Genomic DNA, 23,326 nt, shown 5'->3' with positions numbered 1-23,326 from the left:
ATTATTGTAAAGCCCCTTGATGCTCCAAGGGGCTTTTTTAATGTTGCTTTTCGATTATATTAAAACTATATTTCTAGGCATAGAAATTGCTTGTAGTTATTAATAAAGTTGATTGTCTCTGCTGCTATAAAACGAAACAATATACCAAATCCCAAAAATGAATTACGCAATAATAGATGTTGAAACCACGGGTTTAAGTGGGAGTGGAAATAAAATAACGGAGATAGCTATCGCTATTTATGATGGAGAAAAGGTGATCGATGAATATCATACTTTGGTAAATCCGCAGGCATTAATTACAAGTCATGTAGTTAGGCTTACTGGTATAGATAATGATATGGTTGCTGGTGCTCCAACTTTTAAGGAGATTGCTTCAGAAGTATTGGACTTTACAGATGGGAAGGTTTTTGTAGCTCATAATGTGAATTTCGATTATAATGTTATTAGAAATGAGTTTAAAGAGCTGGGAATTGATTTCAACAGGAAGAAACTATGTACAGTTCGACTTTCTAAAAAGATATTTCCAGGCTTACGTTCTTATAGTTTAGGGAAGTTATGTAGCTCTTTAGAGATTCCTTTATACGATCGCCACCGAGCAAAGGGAGATACTGATGCTACCGTTATTCTCTTTGAAAAATTACTTAAAAATGATACTAATAATGAGGTTAAAAAACAACTAAATCCTAAAAGTGGAGAAGCAGCACTGCCTGCATTGTTAGCAAAAGAAACATATGATGGGTTGCCAGAAAATCCAGGGGTTTATTATTTTAAAGATAGCAGCGGAAAGATTATCTATGTTGGGAAAGCTATCAATATTAAAAAGAGGGTGTTGAGTCATTTTTATGATAAAAAAGCTAAAGAAATCGAGCTTTGTAGAGAAACCTCACATATAGATTTTGAGGAGTCAGGGTCAGAATTATTGGCTTTATTGATGGAATCGGTAGCTATAAAACACCATTTCCCAAAGTATAATAGTGCTCAAAAACTCAGTAATAAAGGATATGGAATTTTAGCGTACACCAATAGAAAGGGGATTATGCAATTGGGGTATAATAAAATAAAATTAGTGACAAATCCAATTGCAATATTTTTTAATATAAACGAATGTATTCATTTCTTAGAAACGTTAACAGAGGCTTTTAAACTGTGTCCAAAATACACCCAACTTCTTCCTGCTGGAAGTATTACAGGGAAATGTAATCATTTTAAGATTAACGATTGTATGGGAATTTGTGTTGACGAAGAAAGCCCAGCCGATTATAATAAGAGAGTTGAAGCTGCTATAAAATCAGTGAAAATTGAGGCGAAAAGTTTTGCAATTGTAACCAAAGGAAAAACCTTTGATGAAAAAGGAATAGCACTTGTTGAAGATGGAATTTATAAAGGCTACGGTTTTATAGATGAGTCAATAGTAATTAATAATTTTGAAGATTTTAAAGATCATATTAAGTTACAAAATAGCGACAGTGATGTAATGAGAATTATACAGCAGCATATTCTCCAAAATGAGAACACTACGATTATTAGACCTTGAGGAATTTAATTTTTAAGGTTCTAGTGTTTTATTGTTAGTTAATATGTATTCGTCTATAAACTAAAATAATGTTCTTAGCTTTGTTTTTTTAAAAGCTAAAACGACTAACTCTTGAAGAATTTCTTCCTTTTTTTAAAGAACAATGCAAAAGAAATTAGCTTCGGCTGGGTATTAACTTTTCTATCTAGTTTCGGACAAACATTTTTGATCTCATTATATGTTCCCGAAATATTAAAAACATTTGATTTATCTAAAGGAGGGTTTGGAAGTATATATGCAATTTGTACAGTTATCTCTTCGGTAATAATGCTTACGGTTGGTCATACTGTGGACCATAAACCTATTAAAAAGGTCACAGCATTTACAGTTCTCGGTTTGGCAATTTCGTGTTTTATATTAGGGGTTTCTCATTATCATATTGCTTTATTATTTATTGCTTTTACAGGACTTCGTCTTTGCGGTCAAGGTTTATTAAGTCACATTAGTTTTACGGTAATGTCAAAATATTTTACTGCGGATAGAGGAAAAGCACTTAGTATTTCATCTTTAGGATATTCTGTTGGAGAAGCTGTTTTTCCTATAGCTATAGCTTCAATAATTTTATGGTATGATTACGAAATAGCAGCAATTGCAAGTGGAGTTTTTCTACTTTTATACCTAATAAGGCTGTATTTCGTGAAATTAGATCACTTTGATGCTGATCTCGATGTTACAAAAAAAGCATCAGCGGGGTTTCTGATAAAACAGTTTAAAGAGGTGATTAGTGATAAACGGTTTTTTATTATGATGCCTGCTAGTTTTTCAACAGGATTTATATCTACAGCAATATTCTTTTATCAATATCTTTTTGTTGAAGAAAAGGGGTGGTCGCTCACTTTATATGCTTCTTTTTTTACAGCGTATGCTATTACTCGGTTTGTACTTTCTATAGCGGGCGGTTTTTGGGTAGATAAGTATACCGCAAAAAAAGTATTTAGAGTGTACTTAATTCCAATGTGTTTTGGATTGCTTGCCTTAGCATTTATAGATAGTATTATTGGAGCTTTAATTTTTTTAATCCTTTCAGGGATCACTGTTGGTGTTGCAGGAACGGTAAAGACTGCAGTAATAGCAGAAATATATGGAACCCAGCAAATGGGAACTATAAGAAGTTTATTTACCATGTTTATGGTGTTAAGCACAGCTTTAGGGCCTCTTATTGTAGGTTGGATGTTAGATATGAATATTCATTTTAGCTGGGTAATCTTCTCTTTATTTTTATTAATGACTTTTGCACAATTAAATGCGCAACGTATTAGAAATGTATAAAATTAGCGCTCTTCCTTCAGTAGAAAAAGCTTTTATAAAGTTAAAATTTAAGCATAATCCCTGTTGATGTATTATTGATGTAGTGTATTCTTTGGAGACGAATACAGGTTTTACCTAGTTTCGAATTTCACATATTAAATACCGCCATTATATGATTTTCAGTTTTTCAAGATCAGTAAAAACATGTTTTATTTTCCTTTTTTTAGGGTTATTTATAAACACTCAAGCGCAAGAAACTTTAGCTAAACAAGATTATAAAACGTATTGCAATCCTATTGATATAGATTATACTTATATGTCCCATTACAGAGGAACAAGTGATGTGTCTTATCGTTCTGGCGCCGATCCTGCGATTGTTAATTTTAAAGGGAAATATTACTTATTCGTAACTCGTTCTCATGGTTATTGGACATCTGATGATATGAGTAATTGGAAGTTTATAAAACCACAGGGATGGTATTTTAATGGGAGTAATGCCCCAGCGGCAGCCGTTAGAAATGGAAAAATTCTTGTATTAGGAGACCCATCTGGACGCGGTGCTGTTATAGAAACCGATAACCCTGATGTTGGAGATTGGAAAACAAATTATGCAGTTATAAATGTTCCACATGGAGTTCAAGACCCTGATCTTTTTGTGGATGATGATAATAAGGTTTATTTATATGAAGAGTCTTCTAATAAATGGCCTATTCGTGGGGTAGAATTGGATACGGCGAATTATTATACTCCTATGGGAGATCAAAAACACCTTTTCAATTTGCATCCAGTAGCTCATGGTTGGGAACGTTTTGGTCAAGACCATAAGTCGGATATAAAACCTTTTATTGAAGGACCTTGGATGGTGAAATATGATGACACTTATTATTTAGAATATGGAGCACCAGGAACACAATGGAATGTTTATGCCGATGGTGTTTATACTAGTAAGAGTCCGTTAGGACCATTTACATACGCGCCTTATAATCCTATTTCATACAAGCCTGGAGGGTTTTTAAAAGGTGCCGGACACGGAAGTACAGTACAAGATAATAATGGAAATTATTGGCATTATTCTACGATGGCAATCTCGGTGAATTTTAAATTTGAAAGAAGGTTGGGGATGTATCCTGCAGGATTTGAAGATGATGGACAGATGTTTGTAAATACTGCATATGGAGATTATCCGCATTACCTTCCAGGGACAAAAGTGGCAGATCATAAAGAGCGTTTTACAGGTTGGATGTTGCTTTCTTACAACAAGCCAGTCACTACAAATTCTCCTTTAGTAAAAGGTGAAAATAAGGTAGTGGATGAAAGTGATAAAGGTTATATGCAAGAGCAAATAAAAGGTTTTGAAATTGATAAAATTAATGATGAAGAGATTCGCTCGTATTGGGTTTCTGAAGAAAATAACGATTCTATTTATGTACAAGTAGATTTACAGAAGCCTATGGATGTAAAAGCCATTCAGATTAATTTTCAAGATTACAAAAGTACTGTTTTTGGTCGTCCAGATACGTTGAGACAACAATTTACAATTGAAGGTTCTTTAGATGGTAAGAAATGGAACACGATCGCTGATTATAGTAAAAATAATAAAGATATACCCCACGCATACATAGAATTGGCTAAAGATGCGGAAGCAAGATATATTAGATATAATCATGTGCATTGTACTAATAAATATTTAGCAATTTCTGAGTTTAGAGTATTTGGTAAAGGGAAAGAGAAAGCTCCTAAAACACCTAAACATTTTAAAGCTGAAAGACAAGGAGATAGAAGGAATACAATGTTGACTTGGGACGCTGTAAAAGATGCTACAGGATATGTAATTTATTGGGGAATTGAAAAAGATAAATTAAATCTTTCAGCATTGATGTACGATGATCCAAATTACGAATTGAGAGCTTTAAACACAGATCAAGGGTATTATTATCAAATAGAAGCATTTAATGAAAATGGAATCTCTCAGAAAAGTGAGGTTTTGTATACCGAGTAATAAAAAGTTTGTCAATATATAACGCAGGAGTTGAAATTAATATTTTCAATTTCTGCGTTTGTATTATTTTGTGTTTTCTCTTCAGTAGTTATTCAGAATAAATAAAACTATTCTCTTATCTTTGAAACTTGAAACTTGAAACTTGAAACTTGAAATGAAGAAATCTATATACATATTATCATTCAGCTTAAGTCTATTTATTTTCAGTTGTGGAAACGATGAGAATAAAGAAGAGGTAGTCGTTTCTGATGAAAACGCTCAAGTTTCTTATAGTCAGCTGCCAGCAATAACGAGTATCAGTAAAGAAAAGTTGGCAGAAATAAATAAGTGGAAAAAGTTCAAGGAGCTTAGTAGTTTGATGGAGAAGTTTCAGCGTCAGAATACGGGAGATCTTACTTATTATGCTGAAGAGTTTATCCGTTTAGATAAGGATATAGAAAAAGACACTTTATTTCCTGCTAAGTTTGAAATTCCAGACGTAAAAAGCAGGCTTATTGTGTTTAATACGTTTAGCAATCAGTTAAAGGTGCGATTAGAAGAAAATGCACCGATAGATTCCATAAACATCACCAGAAAGCGTGTAATGATGTCTTATAATGCGTTGCGCGATCAATTATCTGAATCTTTGAAAAGTAAGATCTACGAGGATTTTATAAACAATACACCTCCTTCAAAAGTAAAGCCTTAAACAGTTTTCTTAAAGAAATGTTAATTAAGTAGTGCAAGTTTATTAAGAATAACAATTTCCTTTAAATTGCAAGGATTCTTAACAAAACTAATTCACATATGAAATTAACTTTTAATCAGCCTATTATATATGGGCTTGCTTCAGTTGTTTTTCTTGCTTCTTGTAAGACTGAAGAAAAAAAAGAGGTTGCTGAGGTAGAGACGATACCTGGTATAAACCTTGAATACATGGATACCACTTCCAGTCCTAAAGATGACTTTTTTAGGTTTGTTAATGGAAAATGGTTAGATGAAACAGAAATCCCAGATGATAAAACTACTTGGGGAAGTTTCAATGAACTACGAGTGAATACAGATGACGATGCGCTTGCGATTCTTAATAATGCGAAAGATAATTCTGAATTAGATCAAAATTCTGATCAAGCGAAAGCTGTAAGAATGTTTGAGTCTATTATGGATACAGTTTCTAGAGAGGAGCAAGGAGTAGCTCCATTAAAACCATATCTAGAGAAAATCGAAGCTATTAAAAATAAAGAGGACCTTCAAGCATATTTTATAGAAATGACACCTACAACAGGGGCTGGTTTCTTTAGATTTAATGTAGGATCCGATGCAAAAGATAGTAATAAGAATGTTGCTTCTTTAGGAGCAGGTAGATTAGGTTTACCAGATAGAGACTACTATTTAGATCAAGATGATGAGTCTAAAGAGCTTCGCAATAAATATGTGGCTCACATAACACGTATGCTTCAGTTTGTAGGTTATGATGAAGAGGCAGCTGCTACTCAGGCTGAAAACATCTTAGCATTAGAAACGGAATTGGCTGAAAAAATGCTAGATAAAGTTGCAAGACGTGATCCTAAAACAACATACAATCCAACTGCTATTTCTGATCTTCAGAAAATGGTTCCTTCTTTAGATTGGAAAGAATATCTTGAAGGTATTGGAGCTGCTAGTGTTGATACAATAGATATTAGTCAAGTTGCTTATACAAAATCTTTAGAGACTGTTTTTAGTTCTGGAGATGTTGAAGACTGGAAAGCGTATTTACGTTGGGGGCTTGTAAACAGTGCTTCTAATGCGCTTACAAAAGAAATGGATAGAGCAGATTGGGAGTTTTATAGCAAAGAACTTAGAGGAGCAAAAGAGCAGGAGCCTTTAAGTAAAAGAGCTTTACAAACTGTAAATGGTTCTATAGGCGAGGCTTTAGGGAAGCTTTATGTAGATGAAAAATTTCCGCCAGAGGCAAAAGCGCAAGCTAAAGATATGATAGCAAATATAATTAAGGCGTATGAAGTGCGTATTAATGCTTTGCCATGGATGAACGAGGAAACTAAGAAGAAAGCAATCGAGAAGCTTGATAAAACTACTATTAAAGTAGGATATCCTGATGAGTGGAAAGATTATAGCTCTTTAGAAATAAAAACTGCTAAAGATGGAGGTTCTTTCTATCAAAATAGATTGAATGTTTCTAAATGGAACTTCGCAAAAACTATTGATAAATTAGGGAAGCCTGTAGATAAAACAGAGTGGTTTATGTCTCCACAAACTGTAAACGCATATTACAATCCATCTTATAATGAGATTGTTTTCCCAGCTGCAATTCTACAGCCACCATTCTTTAACTTTACTGCAGATGCTGCTGTGAATTATGGAGGAATGGGATCTGTAATTGGACATGAAATTTCTCATGGTTTTGATGATAGCGGAGCAGATTTTGATGCTGATGGAAACTTAGTAAACTGGTGGACAGAAAAAGATCTTACACAGTTTAATGCTTTAGGAGATTCTTTAGCTTCTCAATACAGCAGAATTGAAGTGCTTCCAGATGTATTTATTAATGGTAAGTTTACTTTAGGAGAGAATATTGGAGATTTAGGAGGAGTAAATGCTGCTTACGATGGTCTGCAAATGCACTTAAAAGAGCATGGTAATCCTGGGAAAATTGATGGATTTACACCAGAGCAACGTTTCTTTATGTCTTGGGCAACTGTTTGGAGAACAAAAATGCGTGATGAGGCGCTTAAAAATAGAATCAAAACAGATCCACATTCTCCAGGAATGTACAGAGCAACACAGCCTTTACTTAATATAGATGCATTTTATGATGCTTTTGATATTAGAGAAGGAGATGCTATGTATTTAACTCCAGAAGAACGTATTAAGATTTGGTAATTTATAAGACCTAATTAACGAATGTTAATTCAAAAAAAAGCGCTTTAAGAATGAAATTCTTAAAGCGCTTTTTTTATTCAGAAAGGGTTTGTTATTCTCCTTCAGTTTTAGGAGTTGTTGCTGGGTTTATTTTTTCAGCAGTTCCTTCTTGTTTCTGATTTAATAAAAGTTGTCTTATATTTTTAGCAAGAGTAAAATTTGGAGCCATAACAATAGCTTCATCAATAGTACTTATTGCAGCATCTATATTTGTTTTGTCTTCATTATATTTTAAAAGCCCTTCTTGGTATTTAAAAGCTGCTTTTAAAGGCACTTGGTAAGGTGGATTAGCTTCATAAAAAGGAAGCATGTCTTCATCTTTAGCATTTTCTAATCCGTATTTAATGTAAGTTTGCGCTTCTACAATTTTTCCGATTTGTAAATTAAGATCTACTAAATCGTATGCAATATAAATATCTGGTTTTCTGCTGAACATTATATCGAATTGCTGTACTGCTAATTGCGGCTGATTTACAGCTTTTAAAGATCTAGCTTTTACTTCAACAGCAAGATTAGAAGCTTTTGTATCTTTTTCAGTTCCTAAAAGATTAATTGCTTGAACGTGTTGCCCAGAATTGCTATAAAAAAAAGCTAATGTATCTATTCTAGCCTGATTTGGGCTAATTACATTTAAGTGCGTTAAGGCATTAATAACTCCTCTAACATCTCCTTGTTCTTTCATTTGTTTATAGAAAGCTTCGTAATGTTTGGTAAGTGTAGCATCGTTTTGAGAAAACCCAAAAAATGATGCGAAGAACATCATTAATATTGCTGTCTGTTTCATAGTTGAAAAATTATATTTAAAAACTTTAAGGTGACTTATTATAAGATAAGCTTTTCTTAATGCGCCAAATCTATTAAAATATTTCAATAAATCCCATAATATGAGGCTTATTCCGCTTTATAGCTGTAAAAGAAAACCAATTTGATTAATTACGAATTTAGCATTTCAGACATTTTTATGCATAAAAAAAAGGAGAACTGCTCTTATGGATAAGCAACCCTCCTTTTTAATAAACTAATCTAAACTAACTTAAAAACCTAACCTAATTCTTGGTTTTATGTATAATGAAAAACAAATATTTAATTTCTTTTACACTGTAAAATTACAAATAAGGTTCAATTTGAACTTAAGCTATTTTAGTGTTTAACCTATATTTAACTAGAAAATAGTCGCTATGTTAAGGTTTTTAACTTGGTTCAATATCCTAAGTTAGGATAGGTAAAATTATATGATAAATGTGTGTTAATTAATGTTGAGGTAATCGTTTTTCCCTGCGTTTTCTTGGACCTGTCAAATGTAGGTGGTTCGAGTCCCATTTTTTCTGCTTGACTTGTGTAATATTCTTCTCTAGAAGGATGTTTTGGTGCAGATGCATTAAAGGTTATTCCCCAAACATCTTTATCGATAATGGCATTTATAATTCCGATGCAATCTTCTAGGTGAATTAGGTTTACTGGCGCCTCTGGATTCGATACATCTTTCTTTCCAGATAATGTGGTTATTGGGTGTCTTTTATCTCCGTAAAGCCCAGAAAAGCGGATTACAGTGGTTTTAAAGTTAGGATTACTCTTTAATAACTCTTCAGAAGCTAAAATTTGTTTGCCACTTTCCGTCTCCGGTTTAGGAGGTGTGTTTTCATCTACAATATCATTATTATTAGCATAAACGGAAGAACTACTTATAAAAATAACCTTCTTAATATTGGACTCTTCTATTTTTTCAGAAAGGGTTTTAATTTTTGAAATATAATTAGCGTTAGAATTTCTTCTGATACGTGGAGGAATATTTATAAATAGGATGTCTACATCCTGAAGGAAATAACTAATATTACCCTCTATATGATGCTTATGTACAGCAATTAAAAATGGATTTATTTTATGTTGCGCTATGTGCAGAATTTTATCTACAGAGGTTGTCGCCCCATTTACCTGATAATTATTCTTTACAAATGATTTGGCAAGCGGCAAGCCTAACCATCCACAACCTAGTACTGCAATTTTTTTTGACATTATAGTTTTATAGTTTTTTTAATCAATATAGCATCATTTAAAACAAAAGGCATGGGGATTGCATTTTCAGGACGAGGAGGAATACTAAATAAAGGATGCTCTAGAAGATCGTTTGAAGCTTCATAAAAAGTTAGAACAGGTTTATCATTAGCCTTAAAAACTAAATTTAATTCAGAATAATCATTATTACTAATGTAATGTGTTAAAAGTCTACTGTCTCGATTTTTTAAATAATTATCGGTAAGACTAATTCCATTTATTTTACAACCAAATAGCGGTGTACTATCTGTAGTTATCTCTAACCGATTTACATTTCGATGGGGTGTAATGCAGATTGTAACTTCCCTCTTATTACCAATAACAGTGTCTTTTATAATTTCTATAGCTGGAATAGGAATATTTTTAATTGGAGCCGTTGCTATATGCGTAAACCCAGTACCATATTTACTGCTAAAATTGGAGTTTTTATCTGTTACAGAATCTTTTGTTTTTACATATTGTGATGTCCAAAGGTCTAAAACATTATTATAGGTAGCCCATTTAGCAGTATTAGTGTCTGCATCTAATATATATACCAAACTGGTTGGATGTGGATTTTCTTTACTGAATTCCGCTTGAAAATGGGCTGAGATTAAAAATAGTAAAGCTATTAAAAACCCTAAATAAGCGTAAGATTTTTTATTCGGATATAATCCAAAAACAGGAAGTAATAATCCAAAAAGAAGCACACTTAATATGCAAGAACCTACAAGTACTTTTAATCCTAAACCTACGGGGAACATATGGATTAAAGGTGCTAGGATCCATATTGCGGGGATACATAATATAATTAGAAATAATAATTGAGGTTTTTTATTTTTCTGATGGAGTAACATATATAGTGCTCCTAAGGCACCAAATACAGGGATTATAAAAAAGCTAGCTCCTTTTAAATAAGTGGCTATTGCTGCACAGATTATGATCCAGAAGAATATTGGTGCTATGATTAGATTTTGAGTTTCAACTTTTTTGAATCTAGCATAGATAAAGAAGCATATTCCAAAGCTTAAAGCTGTAAAGCCAGCAATATAAAAATGACCGTTATATGTAAATCCATGTAAAATATCTTGATATTGTGGATAGATTTTTAGTAATGTAGTCCAACTGAAGTAGCCGATTATACCTGCTAAGGCTAACGAAAGTATAAAAGCCGCAAATCCCTTTAAAACACCTCTTACACTTAGCTTTGCTTTTTTAAATCCTATTATGATAATAATTAAAAATAAAGCAATAGCAATTGCCAACATCGGAATTATCCAACTAAAGGGATAATAAACAAAGTTGAAAACAGGGACGTCGAAGTAAATATAATCAACCTCCGATTTTATTTTAGAGAGGTCGTAATCAGCATAAAAGTTCAGCAGAGGGATAAGATAAGAAATCTGATGCCTTAATGTATTCCTGTCAACATTTTCAAAACTATCACGAACAGTATGGTAATCATAATGATCGTCTATAAAAGCAAAATTAAAGCCATCGATATTAGCATTTTCTCTAAAAACAGTAAGATCTGTATCATTAGGAAGCATTTTATAAATACTATAAGCTAAAGAATTTGCTACTGGAAATTGTGGATTCGCTTCAGCAAAAGACTCAATCATATTTTTATTCCCGCCATTTGTTTCAATAAGCATATAACTAGGTCCGCCGCTCCCTCTAGCTTCAAAATTTAGGATTAATCCAATATCTTTTTTTAATTGGTGTTTATCAGCAAAAAGTTGCGCACCATTGAGTCCTAGCTCTTCAGCATCTGTAAATAAAATGATAATGTCATTCTTTGGCTGTTTATTATCAGCTAGAAATGTTCTCACTCCTTCTAAGATCACACCCACACCCACAGCATCATCGCTTGCTCCTAATGAGCTGTGAGGGCTGCTGTCATAATGAGACATAAGAACAAGAGCTTTACCGTTTTCTGTTCCTTTTATTTTAGCTATTATATTTTTAGCTTTACTTAGGTTTCCCCAATCTCCAGTAGTATAACCTTCTTGAGTCTCAGTTTTTAGACCTAGTTTTTCTAGCTCAGAAATTATGTATTCTTCAACTTCTTTATGAGTATCTGAACCTACAAAATGAGGTTTTTCCGATATTCTCTTAATATGATTTAATGTGTTTTCTACTGAAAACTTACCAGTAAATGAATCCGTTTGAGGCATTAAATCATAGAATCTCCAAGCGGTAATTCCAACGAGAACAAGAAATGATAGTATTAGGGAATATTTTTTCACAAGAAAAGGTTTAGTTCAAAGCATAAATATAATAATAAGGATTTTTAAATTAAGGGTTTCTCATGTTTCCCATCTAACTTGTTTTTCTCCTAAAAAAATAGTTTCTATCCATTATTCAGGTTCTTTTTTGTTTAGAATCTACCATTCACATCCTTAGTTTTAACAATGACTTAAAAAATTAACTATAAGATTACTAATAATTTATATTATTTCATTATAATTAGTTATATTTATAATTAACACCAATCTTAAAAAACTACAAGAATATGGGGATTAAAAGTTTTCAAGGAGCAAGGGAAGAACAGAAGAAGCAATATGATGCGCCAATTCTGGTTGAAGATTATATGACTAAAAATCTAGTGATTTTTAAGCCAGATCAATCTATTTTAGAAGTTATGGAGCTCTTTTTAAAGCATCGTATTTCTGGTGGTCCAGTATGTGATGATCATGGGAAGCTTGTTGGGATTATTTCTGAAGCAGATTGTATGAAGCAAATTTCTGAAAGTCGCTATTTTAATATGCCGATTTTAGAAAAAAATGTAGAGAATTTTATGACTGTAGATGTCGAGACGATTCCTCATGATATGAATATTTTTGATGCTGCATCGCGGTTTTATGAAGGCCATAGAAGAAGACTTCCAGTAATGGATCATGGAAAGCTAGTGGGTCAAATAAGTAGAAAGGATATTGTTGTGGCTGCTTTGAAATTAAATAGTCATAATTATTAATAACTACTTTTTTTAGGAGAAAACTAGCGTTCTCTTCTAACAATCATGTAATAGTCATTTTCCAGTGGCAGGTATCCTATATCATATAAAAAGTAATATGTAGTTCCTTTTTTTGTGGTATATGTACTTGTGAAATGTTCAAAATCAAAACCTTTATCTAAAAGTCGGGTTTTAGTAGTTTTGGTTTTACTTTCTGGATTTAGTTCCTCCAAAATCCTATAATTTTTTCGAAGTCTATTATTAATATTTCTGATAAGATTTTTACTGTCTTTATTCAGTTTATTATTGAAAGCATTTCTACAATAATCACTACAGAATTTCTTATCGGCTCGACCAATTAATTTTTCACCACATTCAAGACAAACTTTTTCCATGTTTTATAAGATGTTAATTCTTCAAGTAGGCTTAATTTAGTGATGTACCTTTTTAAAAGAAGTAATTTAACTACCCCAGAAATATACTGAGGTAGTTTTATAAGTATATAAGGTACTATTTTTTTCTTACTTCATAAAGATCGTTTCTTCGGTCTTTTAAAATTCGGACACTTCCATGCTCATGAAGTTCTTTTAATAAATCGATATTTACATCTACTAAAAGAGTCATTTCTGTGTTTGGAGTTGCTTCAGCTTTGATACCATTATTAGGAAAAGCAAAATCTGAAGGTGTTAAAACTGCAGCTTGCGCATATTGGATGTCCATATTATTAACTTTTGGGAGGTTTCCAACACAACCAGCAATTGCAACGTAGCATTCGTTTTCGATAGCACGAGCTTGGGCGCAACTTTTAACACGTGTGTAACCATTTTGAGTGTCTGTTAAAAAGGGAACAAACAATAATTGCATTCCTTCATCAGCTAAAAGTCTACTTAATTCAGGAAACTCAACATCATAACATATTATAATTCCAATTTTACCACAATCGGTATCAAAGGTTTGAATTGCATCGCCACCTTTCATTCCCCAATGCGAAACTTCGTTTGGAGTAATATGGATCTTCGTATACATTTCTGAAGTACCATCTCTTTTACATAAAAATCCAGAATTGTATAAGTTCCCATCAATAATGTGAGGCATACTTCCTGTGATAATATTTATATTGTAGGAGATTGCAAACTCTTGAAACTTTTGATGGATTGGTTCTGTATATTTTGCCAATTCCCGAATGGCATCTGCTTCGTTTAAGTGATTGTAATCTGCCATTAAAGGAGCAGTGAATAATTCTGGAAAGAGAGCAAAATCACTTCCGTAACCAGAAACAGCATCAATAAAAAATTCAGCTTGTTCGAATAAAGCATCTAAGTTTTTTAATGGACGCATTTGCCATTGAATAAGCCCCAATCTTACAATAGACTTTTCAGAATTTATGAGCTTTGGACTTTTATCATAATAGATATTATTCCACTCCATTAAAACTGCATAATCTAATGAGTTTGCATCTCCTTCCAGATAATTTTTCATGATTTTCTTAACATGGAAATCATTACTTAATTGGAAGGCAAGAACAGGATCAAATAATTCCTTCATTTTCACCTTATCAATATACTGCTTAGGAGTTATCTCATCAGAATGTTTGCTGTAATTAGGAATACGGCCAGCAAACATAATAGCCTTTAAATTTAATTGCTCGGTAAGTTCTTTTCGTTTGTCATACAAACGTCTTCCAAGTCGTAAACCTCTATACTTTGGATGAATAAAAACATCGATTCCGTATAAAATATTACCTAAAGAATTATGCGTGGAAAAGGTATAATTTCCAGTTATTTCTTCGTAGGTATGATTGTCGTCTATATCTTTTTCATCAATAACTAAAGATAAAGCACACCCAACAACTTTATCATCTGCTAAAACTACTAACTGTCCCTTTGGAAAAATGGAGAGTAGCTTTTTTATTTCTTGCTCTTTCCATGCAGCGCCTTCAATCTCGCTATACGCCTCAGTCATGGAAGATTTTAATTCTAAGTAATCTTCAATATGAAGATTTCTAAGCTCTATTTTGTTTATAGTTTCCATATTTTTTCTTCTTTAAAAAACAATTTTCAAACGACTACAAATGATTACAACCGTATTTAAACGAAAGTAACTAAGTAAGAACCGAGTATATATTTGGTTCTGAACAATCTTTGCATTGTCGATTTGAGCATATCGAATTTACAATTAATTATAATATTAATCTTTTAAATTTTTTCAATTATGAACAGCTTAAGAAACAGTGTACGGTTAATAGGGAATTTGGGAAATGACCCTGAAGTTATCAATTTAGATAGCGGTAAAAAGTTAGCAAAATTCTCTATCGCTACAAATGAAAATTACAAGGATCAAAAGGGAAATGTGGTTAAAGATACTCAGTGGCATAATATAATTGCGTGGGGTAAAACTGCGGATATTGTAGAGAAGTATTTAGTAAAAGGAAAAGAGGTTGCTATTGAAGGCAAACTTACTTCTAGAAATTATGATGACAAAGAAGGAGTGAAGCGTTATGTAACAGAGATTAACTGTAATGAGATATTAATGCTTGGAAAAGAATAGTTAGTAGGCTATCTGTAGAGCGTATTAAATCATTATTAATACGCTCACAAATAGTATAAATATTCTTAAGAAAAAGTTTATGCTGCTTTCTCTTTCATTAAATCGAAGCATGGACATTTTTTACAACGTTTAGATTCGCTTTTCTGAAACTTTTTACAACACTTAGATTTTAAGCCCTTAGTTTTAAGTTCTTTAACCTTTTTGTCTTTTTTCTTCTCTTTATCTTTTTTCTTTTTGCCCAACGGAAATACATTTGATTACCTTGGACAAATATATCTATTTAAACTTAATCTAAATAAACTTTAACACTTTTCATTTACTCTAATGGAGTAGAAGCAGAGCTAGTTACAGTTAATTGTTGGATGTCACGATCAAACAAGTAAAGACCTCCTTTGTCATCTCCAATTAAATTAATCTTATCTAGTATCGTTCTTGCCATAGCCTCTTCTTCTATTTGCTCAGCAACATACCATTGTAAAAAGTTATGAGTTGCGTAGTCTTTTTCTTCTAAAGTGATATGTACAAGATTGTTGATACTTTCAGAAACAAAAACTTCGTGGTCAAATAGTTTTTCAAACATTTCTTTAAAACTCTCAAAAGTAACATTAGGTTCTTTTAGAGCAGAAATTTTTGCATGTCCGCCACGTTCATTTATAAATTTCACAAGCTTTAGCATATGCTCACGCTCTTCATCAGATTGATCATACATAAATTGAGCAACACCTTCTAAGCCTTTTACTTCTGCCCAGCATGCCATTGCAAGATATATTTGTGAAGACTCAGCTTCAACTCTTATTTGCTTATTTAATGCGTCTTCTATTTTCTTTTTTAACATTGTGATTCTATTTTTTTTAAATTTAATGAAATTATTCTATACCTAAACATCTTTTGGGATTCATCTACTAATTTTTAAATAGTCTATGTAAATTCAATAATATCAAAAGGCAATATCTGTTGATATCAATAAGTTATGTTAGGCTTATGTTTTAATTAAATCAATGTGCTTTATATAGTTGTGATTTTAAAATGACATTGATAGTTGAATGCGTTTTCTGTTAATATCAACTTCTGTAACCTTAACTTTTACATGTTGTTGCAAAGTAACTACTTCGTTTACGTCTGAGACAAAACCATCGGTTAGTTTAGAAATATGTACAAGCCCACTTTCTTTAATTCCGATATCTACAAAACATCCAAAATTAGTGATGTTATTTACAATCCCAGGAAGTATTTGTCCAGGTCTTAAATCGTTGATGGTTTTAATATTTGGATCGAATTCAAAAATTTTTGCCTTTTCTCTAGGGTCGATTCCAGGTTTTTCTAATTCTTTGACAATATCTGTAAGTGTTGGTAAACCGATGTTCTTCGTGCAGTATTTTTCAAGCGGAATCTTCTTAATCAGTTCTTTGTTACCAACCAAATCTTTAATTTTCACTTTTAAATCTACAGCCATTTTATTCACTACAGAATAGCTTTCAGGATGAACAGCAGAATCATCTAAAGGGTTTGTTGGGCTTTTAATACGGAGGAAGGCTGCACTTTGTTCAAAAGCTTTATTTCCTAACCTCGAAACTTCTTTTATAGCTTCACGAGATGTAAAAGGACCATTTTCATTTCTATGAGAAACAATATTTTCGGCTAGTTTATCGCCAATTCCAGAAACATAACTCAATAACGATTTGCTGGCTGTGTTAATGTTTACACCTACTTTATTTACACAACTCGCAACAACTCTATCAAGTTCATCTTTTAGCTTTGTTTGGTCTACATCATGTTGATATTGCCCAACGCCAATAGATTTAGCTTCGATTTTAACAAGCTCCGCTAGAGGGTCTGAAAGTCGTCTTCCAATAGAAACAGAACCTCGTACCGTAATATCATAATTTGGGAATTCTTCTCGAGCTATTCTTGATGCTGAATAAATAGATGCTCCAGCTTCACTAACAACAAAAACTTGCACATCACTATCAAAACGAATTCTTTTAACGAGCGTTTCTGTTTCTCGTGATGCAGTACCGTTACCAATAGCAATGGCTTCAATTTTATATGCATTTACTAAAGTGCTAATCTTCTTTATAGCTTGTGTAGCTTCTTTTCTTGGTTCGTGCGGATAGATTGTTTCGTTGTGAAGCAATCCTCCTTGTTTATCTAAACACACCACTTTACATCCAGTTCTAAACCCAGGATCGATAGCCAACACTCTTTTTTCACCTAGTGGCGGACTCAAAAGGAGTTGTTTTAGATTCTTTGCGAAAACTGAGATTGCTGTTGCATCTGCCTTTTCTTTGGCATTGGTTAAGGCCTCGTTGCTAAGTGCAGGAGCAAGCAGTCTTTTAAAAGCATCTGTAGCCGCAAGTTCTATTTGCGCTCCACAGGCGTTGTTTGATCTTATGATTCTATTTTCAATAAAATCCAAAGCTTTGTCTTGATCTATTGTAATTTTAACTTTAATAAAGCCTTCATTCTCTGCTCTTAAAATTGCTAACAATCTGTGAGAAGGGCAACGCTTTAACGGCTCATTCCATTCAAAATAATCTCTATATTTTTGAGCATTTTCATCTTTCGATTTCGTCTTTACTACCTTGGTATTAATCTCTGCATAGCGTTCATATTGATTTCTGATGGCATTACGAATATCCAGACGTTCATTAATCCATTCAGCAATAATATGTCGCGCACCTTCTAAAGCTTCCTCCTCTGAAGCTACATTTTTATCTGTATATCTAGTGGCAATAGCATCTATGTCGTTTGCATTCTGAGCCATGATTATTTTTGCAAGTGGCTCCAATCCATTTTCTCTAGCTGTATCTGCTTTTGTTTTTCTAGACTTTTTATAGGGGAGGTATAAATCTTCTAATGCAACTAGATTATCTGTGTGCTCTATTTTTTGTTTTAATTCATCAGAAAGTACTTCTTGCTCCTTTAGGGATTTTAAAATTTGCTCTTTTCGTTTTTGTAAAGCTTCGAAATCCTTTTTTAAAGAAACAATATCTCCAATCTGAATTTCGTCTAAATTCCCAGTAACTTCTTTACGATAGCGAGCAATAAAGGGGATTGTACAATCTTGATCAATAAGATTTACAGTGCTTTCAATGCTTTTTTCAGCAATAGAAGTTTTATTTACTATGTATTGAATGAGTGTTTGCATAGTGGCTAATTTTAAAACCCCAAAGGCTTTTTAAACTTTTGGGGTTTCTATAATTGTAATGTTGTTGTATTTAATTAATCGTTTTCCCGCTTGGAATTCCCGCTTCATCAGGATTTATAAAAACTATTTTTCCAGATTTATCCTCCGTCATTAATATCATTCCTTCACTTTCAACGCCTCTCAATTTTCGAGGAGCTAGGTTTACTAAAACAGTAACTTTTTTTCCAACAATATCTTCAGGATTAAAGCTTTTTGCAATCCCAGAAACAATAGTTCTTACATCAATTCCTGTGTCTACTTTTAAAACAAGGAGCTTATCTGCTTTTGGCATTTTCTCTGCCTCTAAAATTGTTCCTACACGCATGTCTAATTTTGTAAAATCATCAAAAGTAATAATATCCTTTTGTGGTTCTACAGTAGCATTTTCTTCTGCTAGACTTTCTTGATTTGCTTTTTTAGTTGCTTCCAATTTTTCTAATTGTTTTTGAATTTCTTCATCTTCAACCTTCGTAAATAATAAAGATGCTTTTTCAACGGTATGTCCAGCTGGAAGTAAAACTTCCTTATTGGTAATATCATTCCATTGTAAATTTTCATCTAAAGAATTGAAAGCGAGCATTTCTTTAAGTTTATTAGAGGTGAACGGTAAAAATGGTTCACTTAAAACTGCCAAAGCACTAGCAATTTGTAAAGCTACATACATCACTGTTTTAACGCGCTCTTCATCTTGTTTTATAACTTTCCAAGGTTCTTCATCTGCAAGATACTTATTTCCAAGCCTCGCAACATTCATTAACTCTTGAGAAGCTTCTCTAAAACGATATTTTTCAATTGAATTAGAAATGATTTCAGGATACTTTCTTAGTTCTTCTAATGTCTCCTTATCAATATCACTAAAAGTATTTGGCTCAGGAATAATACCTTCGTAATACTTATGTGTAAGTACAATAACTCTGTTGATGAAATTTCCGAAGATAGCAACCAATTCGTTGTTATTTCTAGCTTGGAAATCTTTCCACGTAAAATCGTTGTCTTTATTTTCTGGAGCATTCGCTGTTAATGTATAGCGCAATACATCTTGCTTTTCTGGGAAATCTTCTAAATATTCATGTAGCCATACTGCCCAATTTTTTGAAGTAGAAAGTTTGTTACCTTCTAGGTTCAAAAATTCGTTTGCTGGAACATTCTCAGGTAATATATAATCTCCGTGTCCTTGAAGCATTGCAGGAAAAATAATACAATGGAAGACAATATTATCTTTTCCGATAAAATGAATCAGTCTAGAATCTTTCCAATAAGGTTCCCAATCTTTCCCTTCGCGTTCTGCCCATTCTTTTGTAGATGAAATGTATCCAATTGGAGCATCAAACCAAACGTAAAGAACTTTTCCTTCCGCACCTTCCACAGGAACTGGGATTCCCCAATCCAAATCTCTAGTTACAGCACGAGGCTTTAGACCTTCATCGATCCAACTTTTTACTTGTCCGTATACATTAGACTTCCAGTCTTTTTTATGTCCTTTTATAACCCATTCTCTTAAGAAAGAATCATATTGATCTAAAGGTAAAAACCAATGTTTTGTTTCTCTCAAAACAGGAACAGAACCTGTAATTGTAGACTTAGGGTTTATAAGATCTGTTGCATTTAGAGAACTTCCGCAGTTTTCACATTGATCGCCATAGGCTCCATCATGATTACATTTTGGGCATGTTCCCACTACAAATCTATCTGCTAGAAATTGTTGTGCCTCTTCGTCGAAAAGTTGCTCAGTTACTTCTTCTATAAATTTACCATCTTCGTACATTTTCTTGAAAAAATCTGAAGCTGTATCATGGTGAATTTTTGCAGATGTACGAGAATAATTATCAAAGGAGATACCAAAATCTTCAAAAGATTTTTTGATGACACCATTGTATTTATCAATGATTTCTTGTGGCGTAACTCCTTCCTTTTTAGCTTTCATAGGAATTGCTGCACCATGTTCATCACTTCCGCAGATAAATGCAACGTCTTTTCCTTTTAATCTCAAATAACGCGCGTAAATATCTGCTGGCACATAAACTCCTGCTAAATGCCCAATATGTATCGGACCATTAGTGTAGGGTAAGGCAGCTGTGATTGTAAATCTATCTTTATTTTTGGGTGTATCGTTGTATTTCTCTGACATTCTCAAAATTTATTGAAGTCACAAAAATAAGAATTTTCAAGGGAGTTTGCAGATAAATATGGGATACTAATTTTCTTAATTTAATATTTCGTACTTTTTAAATTGAAATAATTCTTTCTAGGTTATTTATGGTCTTATTTCATCTAAGAAAATGAGATATTTATAACTATGGCAACACATAATGAGTTTGGTAAAAAGGCGGAAGAAATGGCCGAAGCATTGCTTTTAAAAAAGGGATATGAGATCAAGGAAAAAAATTATAGATACGATCGTGCTGAAGTAGATATTATAGCTCAAATTAATAACCAAGTGGTTTGTGTGGAGGTAAAAGCTAGAAGTTCTATCTTTTTTGGAGATCCCCAAAGCTTTGTGAACAACAAAAAAATACGACTTATGGTAAAAGTGATGGATTATTATATGATAGATAATAATATTAATATGGAAGTACGTTTTGATATTGTGGCCGTTTTTAAAAACAAAGAAAAGTACACAATTGAGCATTTTGAAGATGCTTTTTATCATTTTTAAGCTTCTAAAGTTCTGCTATTGACGGCTTCTCCGAATAAAAACAATTTGTTATAAATAAAACAATTCGTTTAATTTTTTGTTTTTAAGAAAAGTTCGCTTAAATTTACAGCCTCTTAAAATACCAAACCAAACCACGAAAATGAAAACAATATCGTCAATTGTAGAAAATTACATTAAATCAAAGCCTTTTTTACAAAGTGCATTAGCTCAGGGAATTATTAATCTAACTTCGCTTTCTAGGAATATAAAGCCAGATATCGAAGAGCAATTAGGGAAAGAAGTTCGTAATGGAGCGATTGTAATGGCTTTAAAAAGACTTTCTTCAGAGTTAGAATTTAGAGCAACTCACAGAATTTTAAAAGTATTAAAGAACATTGGAGAAATTACTGTCCGATCGTCTCTCACAGACTATACCTTTTTAATTTCTGACACTATTCTTAATAAGCAAGCGCGTTTATTACAAGAGATAAATGATAATAAAGATGTTTTTTATACTTCATCTCGTGGGGTTAATGAAACCAATATTGTTGTTAGCGACTCAATGAATGCTGTTGTTGAAACAATATTTAAAGATGAAAAGCTAACTCAGAAAGTAGATAAGCTTTCTTCGATTAGCGTTAAGTTGCCTGAAGAGAATGTAGTGATTCCTGGGATTTATTATTTTATTTTTCAGCGTTTAGCGTGGGAAGGAATTATACTTCACGAAGTAATTTCTACAACAAATGAGTTTACGATTATAGTAGGGGAAGATCAAATAGATATTGCATTTAAAGTCATAAAAGACCTTAAAGCGCTATAAAAAAAGAGTACTCTAAAAACTCACGATTAAGTTTTAGAATACTCTATAATTTTATTTATAATTGATTGTAATTCTCAACCTCGTAGGTTTCCTTCGGGGTTAGTTACTGAATCGTATTTATAGTTTCTTCAAGTTCTTCTAAAGAATCTGGTTTTGCAATGATTTTTTTATCAGCATTTAGAAGGAAATAAGTTGGAGTTGCAACTACATTATAGTCATTAGAAGTTTTATTCTCCCATTTTCCAGCTCCGTATACATGTGTGAAACTAGGAAATTCTTTAATAGTGTCTTTCCAAGGATGCTCGCTTTCCTCTAATCCGAAGGCAATAACTTTAAGTTTATTACTAGAAGTATTTTCTAAAAACTTATTTACTTCTGGGATCTCTTTCAAGCAATGAGAACAAGTACTACTCCAAAAAATAATGAGGTAGTTTTCAGCATCATTTAAATCATATAAACTCTTAGAGTTTCCTAGATTAAAATTAGGAGCTTTTGCTCCAACGCCAGTCTTTTTATATTTATTTATGTCTACAACTAGTTTTTTATCTCCAAATTCTTGAGCCAATTTCTCAAGATAGGTGTCCGATATATAGTTGGCAATTTCCATATTATCTATATCAGAAAAATCATACCAAAGACCTTCTAAAATTGATTTTTTCAATTCATTATTAGTACCAATCTTTGTTGCTACATAGTCTATATTTTGAACATATTGAGAAGGTGTGTCTTTGTTTGCGAATCTAAAAACATAAATTTTAGAGGCATTTTCTAAGTAGTTAGAATTCTGAAGAATTGGATCGTTAAAATCGATATGTTTAAAAAACTCATTCTTTTCAAGACTTAAATATTCTTCTATTGATATTTGTTTCTGAGGAATAGGAAGCCTTCCAGTTTTTATAAAATGATTGGCCAGCATGCCTTCGCTTTGAGTCTCGTATTGATTCTGAATCCCATCGATGGCTTTAAATACATTAAAGAAAGTACTTTTTTTAACATCTGGTTCAAAAGTAGCACTAAGCAAGTGCTTGGCCTCATCTGCATTTGCATTGTATTCTTGAAGGATAAGATTCTCGTCAGAAGTTAAAAAGGTAACGCCTCCAGTACTACTGTATTCAAAAGTAATATCTTCTTTTCCGTTGTAAATAAAATCAAAATAATACTCATCTTGAGGAACTCCAAAAACCAAACGATACATTCCGGTCTCTAATGTGCTCTCCAGTGGAACAGTTGCATTTCCATCAGCAGCAATATTGCTATTCGAAATATAGGTAGGATAGTTTGGTGTTACTCGATATAAAAACACCTTGCTAAACTGATCTTTAGGCGTAAAAGTACCAGAGATGCTATGTTGTGCTAACCCCAAAAAAGGAATTAGTATTAGTAAAAATATAAGCTTTTTCATCGTTGTTTTTTTAATATTAAATTACAA

Annotated in this window: 18 protein-coding genes; 9 read left to right on the top strand and 9 right to left on the bottom strand. The window is 32.6% G+C overall.

Features of this window, described 5'->3' with window-relative positions; translation table 11 throughout:
* The first annotated feature begins 157 nt into the window (after positions 1-157).
* The 5 genes from JM658_RS00600 to JM658_RS00580 all read left to right on the top strand — a co-directional run bounded on the left by JM658_RS00600 (position 158) and on the right by JM658_RS00580 (position 7,682).
* The gene (locus JM658_RS00600; RefSeq protein ID WP_236957289.1) at positions 158-1,534 is read left to right on the top strand and encodes an exonuclease domain-containing protein; all 1,377 of its coding nucleotides are present in this window, start codon (positions 158-160) and stop codon (positions 1,532-1,534) included.
* 111 nt (positions 1,535-1,645) lie between these two features.
* Positions 1,646-2,842: an MFS transporter gene (locus JM658_RS00595; RefSeq protein WP_236957288.1), complete on the top strand. Its 1,197-nt coding sequence runs from the start codon at positions 1,646-1,648 to the stop codon at positions 2,840-2,842.
* Between the two features lie 151 nt (positions 2,843-2,993).
* Positions 2,994-4,820: a family 43 glycosylhydrolase gene (locus JM658_RS00590; protein WP_236957287.1), complete on the top strand. Its 1,827-nt coding sequence runs from the start codon at positions 2,994-2,996 to the stop codon at positions 4,818-4,820.
* 154 nt (positions 4,821-4,974) lie between these two features.
* Positions 4,975-5,508 carry a hypothetical protein gene (locus JM658_RS00585; protein ID WP_236957286.1) on the top strand — a complete coding sequence of 178 codons (534 nt, stop codon included), beginning with the start codon at positions 4,975-4,977 and terminating at the stop codon, positions 5,506-5,508.
* A 98-nt stretch (positions 5,509-5,606) separates the two neighbouring features.
* Entirely contained in the window at positions 5,607-7,682 is a 2,076-nt protein-coding gene (locus JM658_RS00580) for a M13 family metallopeptidase (RefSeq protein WP_236957285.1), read from the top strand.
* Between the two features lie 91 nt (positions 7,683-7,773).
* On the opposite strand, the gene JM658_RS00575 is transcribed toward JM658_RS00580, so the two are convergent.
* The 3 genes from JM658_RS00575 to JM658_RS00565 form a co-directional block, all read right to left on the bottom strand.
* Positions 7,774-8,505, bottom strand: coding sequence for a hypothetical protein (locus JM658_RS00575; RefSeq protein ID WP_236957284.1), 732 nt, complete (start codon positions 8,503-8,505; stop codon positions 7,774-7,776).
* 416 nt (positions 8,506-8,921) lie between these two features.
* Positions 8,922-9,734, bottom strand: coding sequence for an SDR family oxidoreductase (locus tag JM658_RS00570; protein WP_236957283.1), 813 nt, complete (start codon positions 9,732-9,734; stop codon positions 8,922-8,924).
* Positions 9,734-12,001 (bottom strand): M20/M25/M40 family metallo-hydrolase, encoded by a 2,268-nt coding sequence (locus tag JM658_RS00565; RefSeq protein WP_236957282.1) that lies wholly within the window; start codon positions 11,999-12,001, stop codon positions 9,734-9,736. Before JM658_RS00565 ends, JM658_RS00570 begins: the two co-directional genes overlap by 1 nt.
* Positions 12,002-12,267: 266 nt before the next feature.
* Between JM658_RS00565 and JM658_RS00560 the strand changes: the two genes are divergently transcribed.
* Positions 12,268-12,729 carry a CBS domain-containing protein gene (locus tag JM658_RS00560; protein ID WP_236957281.1) on the top strand — a complete coding sequence of 154 codons (462 nt, stop codon included), beginning with the start codon at positions 12,268-12,270 and terminating at the stop codon, positions 12,727-12,729.
* Between the two features lie 23 nt (positions 12,730-12,752).
* Here JM658_RS00560 and JM658_RS00555 read toward each other — a convergent pair whose 3' ends face one another.
* Positions 12,753-13,103 (bottom strand): hypothetical protein, encoded by a 351-nt coding sequence (locus tag JM658_RS00555; protein ID WP_236957280.1) that lies wholly within the window; start codon positions 13,101-13,103, stop codon positions 12,753-12,755.
* 115 nt (positions 13,104-13,218) lie between these two features.
* Positions 13,219-14,739, bottom strand: coding sequence for a carbon-nitrogen hydrolase family protein (locus tag JM658_RS00550; protein WP_236957279.1), 1,521 nt, complete (start codon positions 14,737-14,739; stop codon positions 13,219-13,221).
* Positions 14,740-14,919: 180 nt separating this feature from the next.
* Between JM658_RS00550 and JM658_RS00545 the strand changes: the two genes are divergently transcribed.
* Complete coding sequence (locus tag JM658_RS00545) at positions 14,920-15,255, top strand: single-stranded DNA-binding protein (RefSeq protein WP_236957278.1); 336 nt, start codon at positions 14,920-14,922, stop codon at positions 15,253-15,255.
* Positions 15,256-15,571: 316 nt separating this feature from the next.
* On the opposite strand, the gene JM658_RS00540 is transcribed toward JM658_RS00545, so the two are convergent.
* From JM658_RS00540 to metG, 3 genes are all read right to left on the bottom strand, one after another.
* On the bottom strand, positions 15,572-16,090 hold the full coding sequence (locus JM658_RS00540; protein ID WP_236957277.1) for a ferritin: 519 nt from the start codon (positions 16,088-16,090) through the stop codon (positions 15,572-15,574).
* A 186-nt stretch (positions 16,091-16,276) separates the two neighbouring features.
* Entirely contained in the window at positions 16,277-18,403 is a 2,127-nt protein-coding gene (locus JM658_RS00535; RefSeq protein ID WP_236957276.1) for a Tex family protein, read from the bottom strand.
* Positions 18,404-18,473: 70 nt separating this feature from the next.
* The gene (metG, locus tag JM658_RS00530) at positions 18,474-20,570 is read right to left on the bottom strand and encodes a methionine--tRNA ligase (protein ID WP_236957275.1); all 2,097 of its coding nucleotides are present in this window, start codon (positions 20,568-20,570) and stop codon (positions 18,474-18,476) included.
* Positions 20,571-20,738: 168 nt separating this feature from the next.
* Here metG and JM658_RS00525 point away from each other — a divergent pair, with 168 nt between their 5' ends.
* The gene (locus JM658_RS00525) at positions 20,739-21,098 is read left to right on the top strand and encodes a YraN family protein (protein WP_236957274.1); all 360 of its coding nucleotides are present in this window, start codon (positions 20,739-20,741) and stop codon (positions 21,096-21,098) included.
* Between the two features lie 139 nt (positions 21,099-21,237).
* A complete protein-coding gene (locus JM658_RS00520) occupies positions 21,238-21,897 on the top strand; it encodes an aspartate kinase (protein WP_236957273.1) in 660 nt (219 codons plus the stop codon).
* A gap of 103 nt (positions 21,898-22,000) precedes the next feature.
* Here the strand turns inward: JM658_RS00520 and JM658_RS00515 are convergent, their stop codons facing one another.
* Positions 22,001-23,299, bottom strand: a complete 1,299-nt coding sequence (locus JM658_RS00515; protein WP_236957272.1) for a thioredoxin-like domain-containing protein — start codon at positions 23,297-23,299, stop codon at positions 22,001-22,003.
* Positions 23,300-23,326: the final 27 nt, after the last annotated feature.

Source organism: Joostella atrarenae (assembly GCF_021764745.1).
Lineage (GTDB): Bacteria > Bacteroidota > Bacteroidia > Flavobacteriales > Flavobacteriaceae > Galbibacter > Galbibacter atrarenae.
This window is presented reverse-complemented; position numbering and strand designations above follow the sequence as displayed.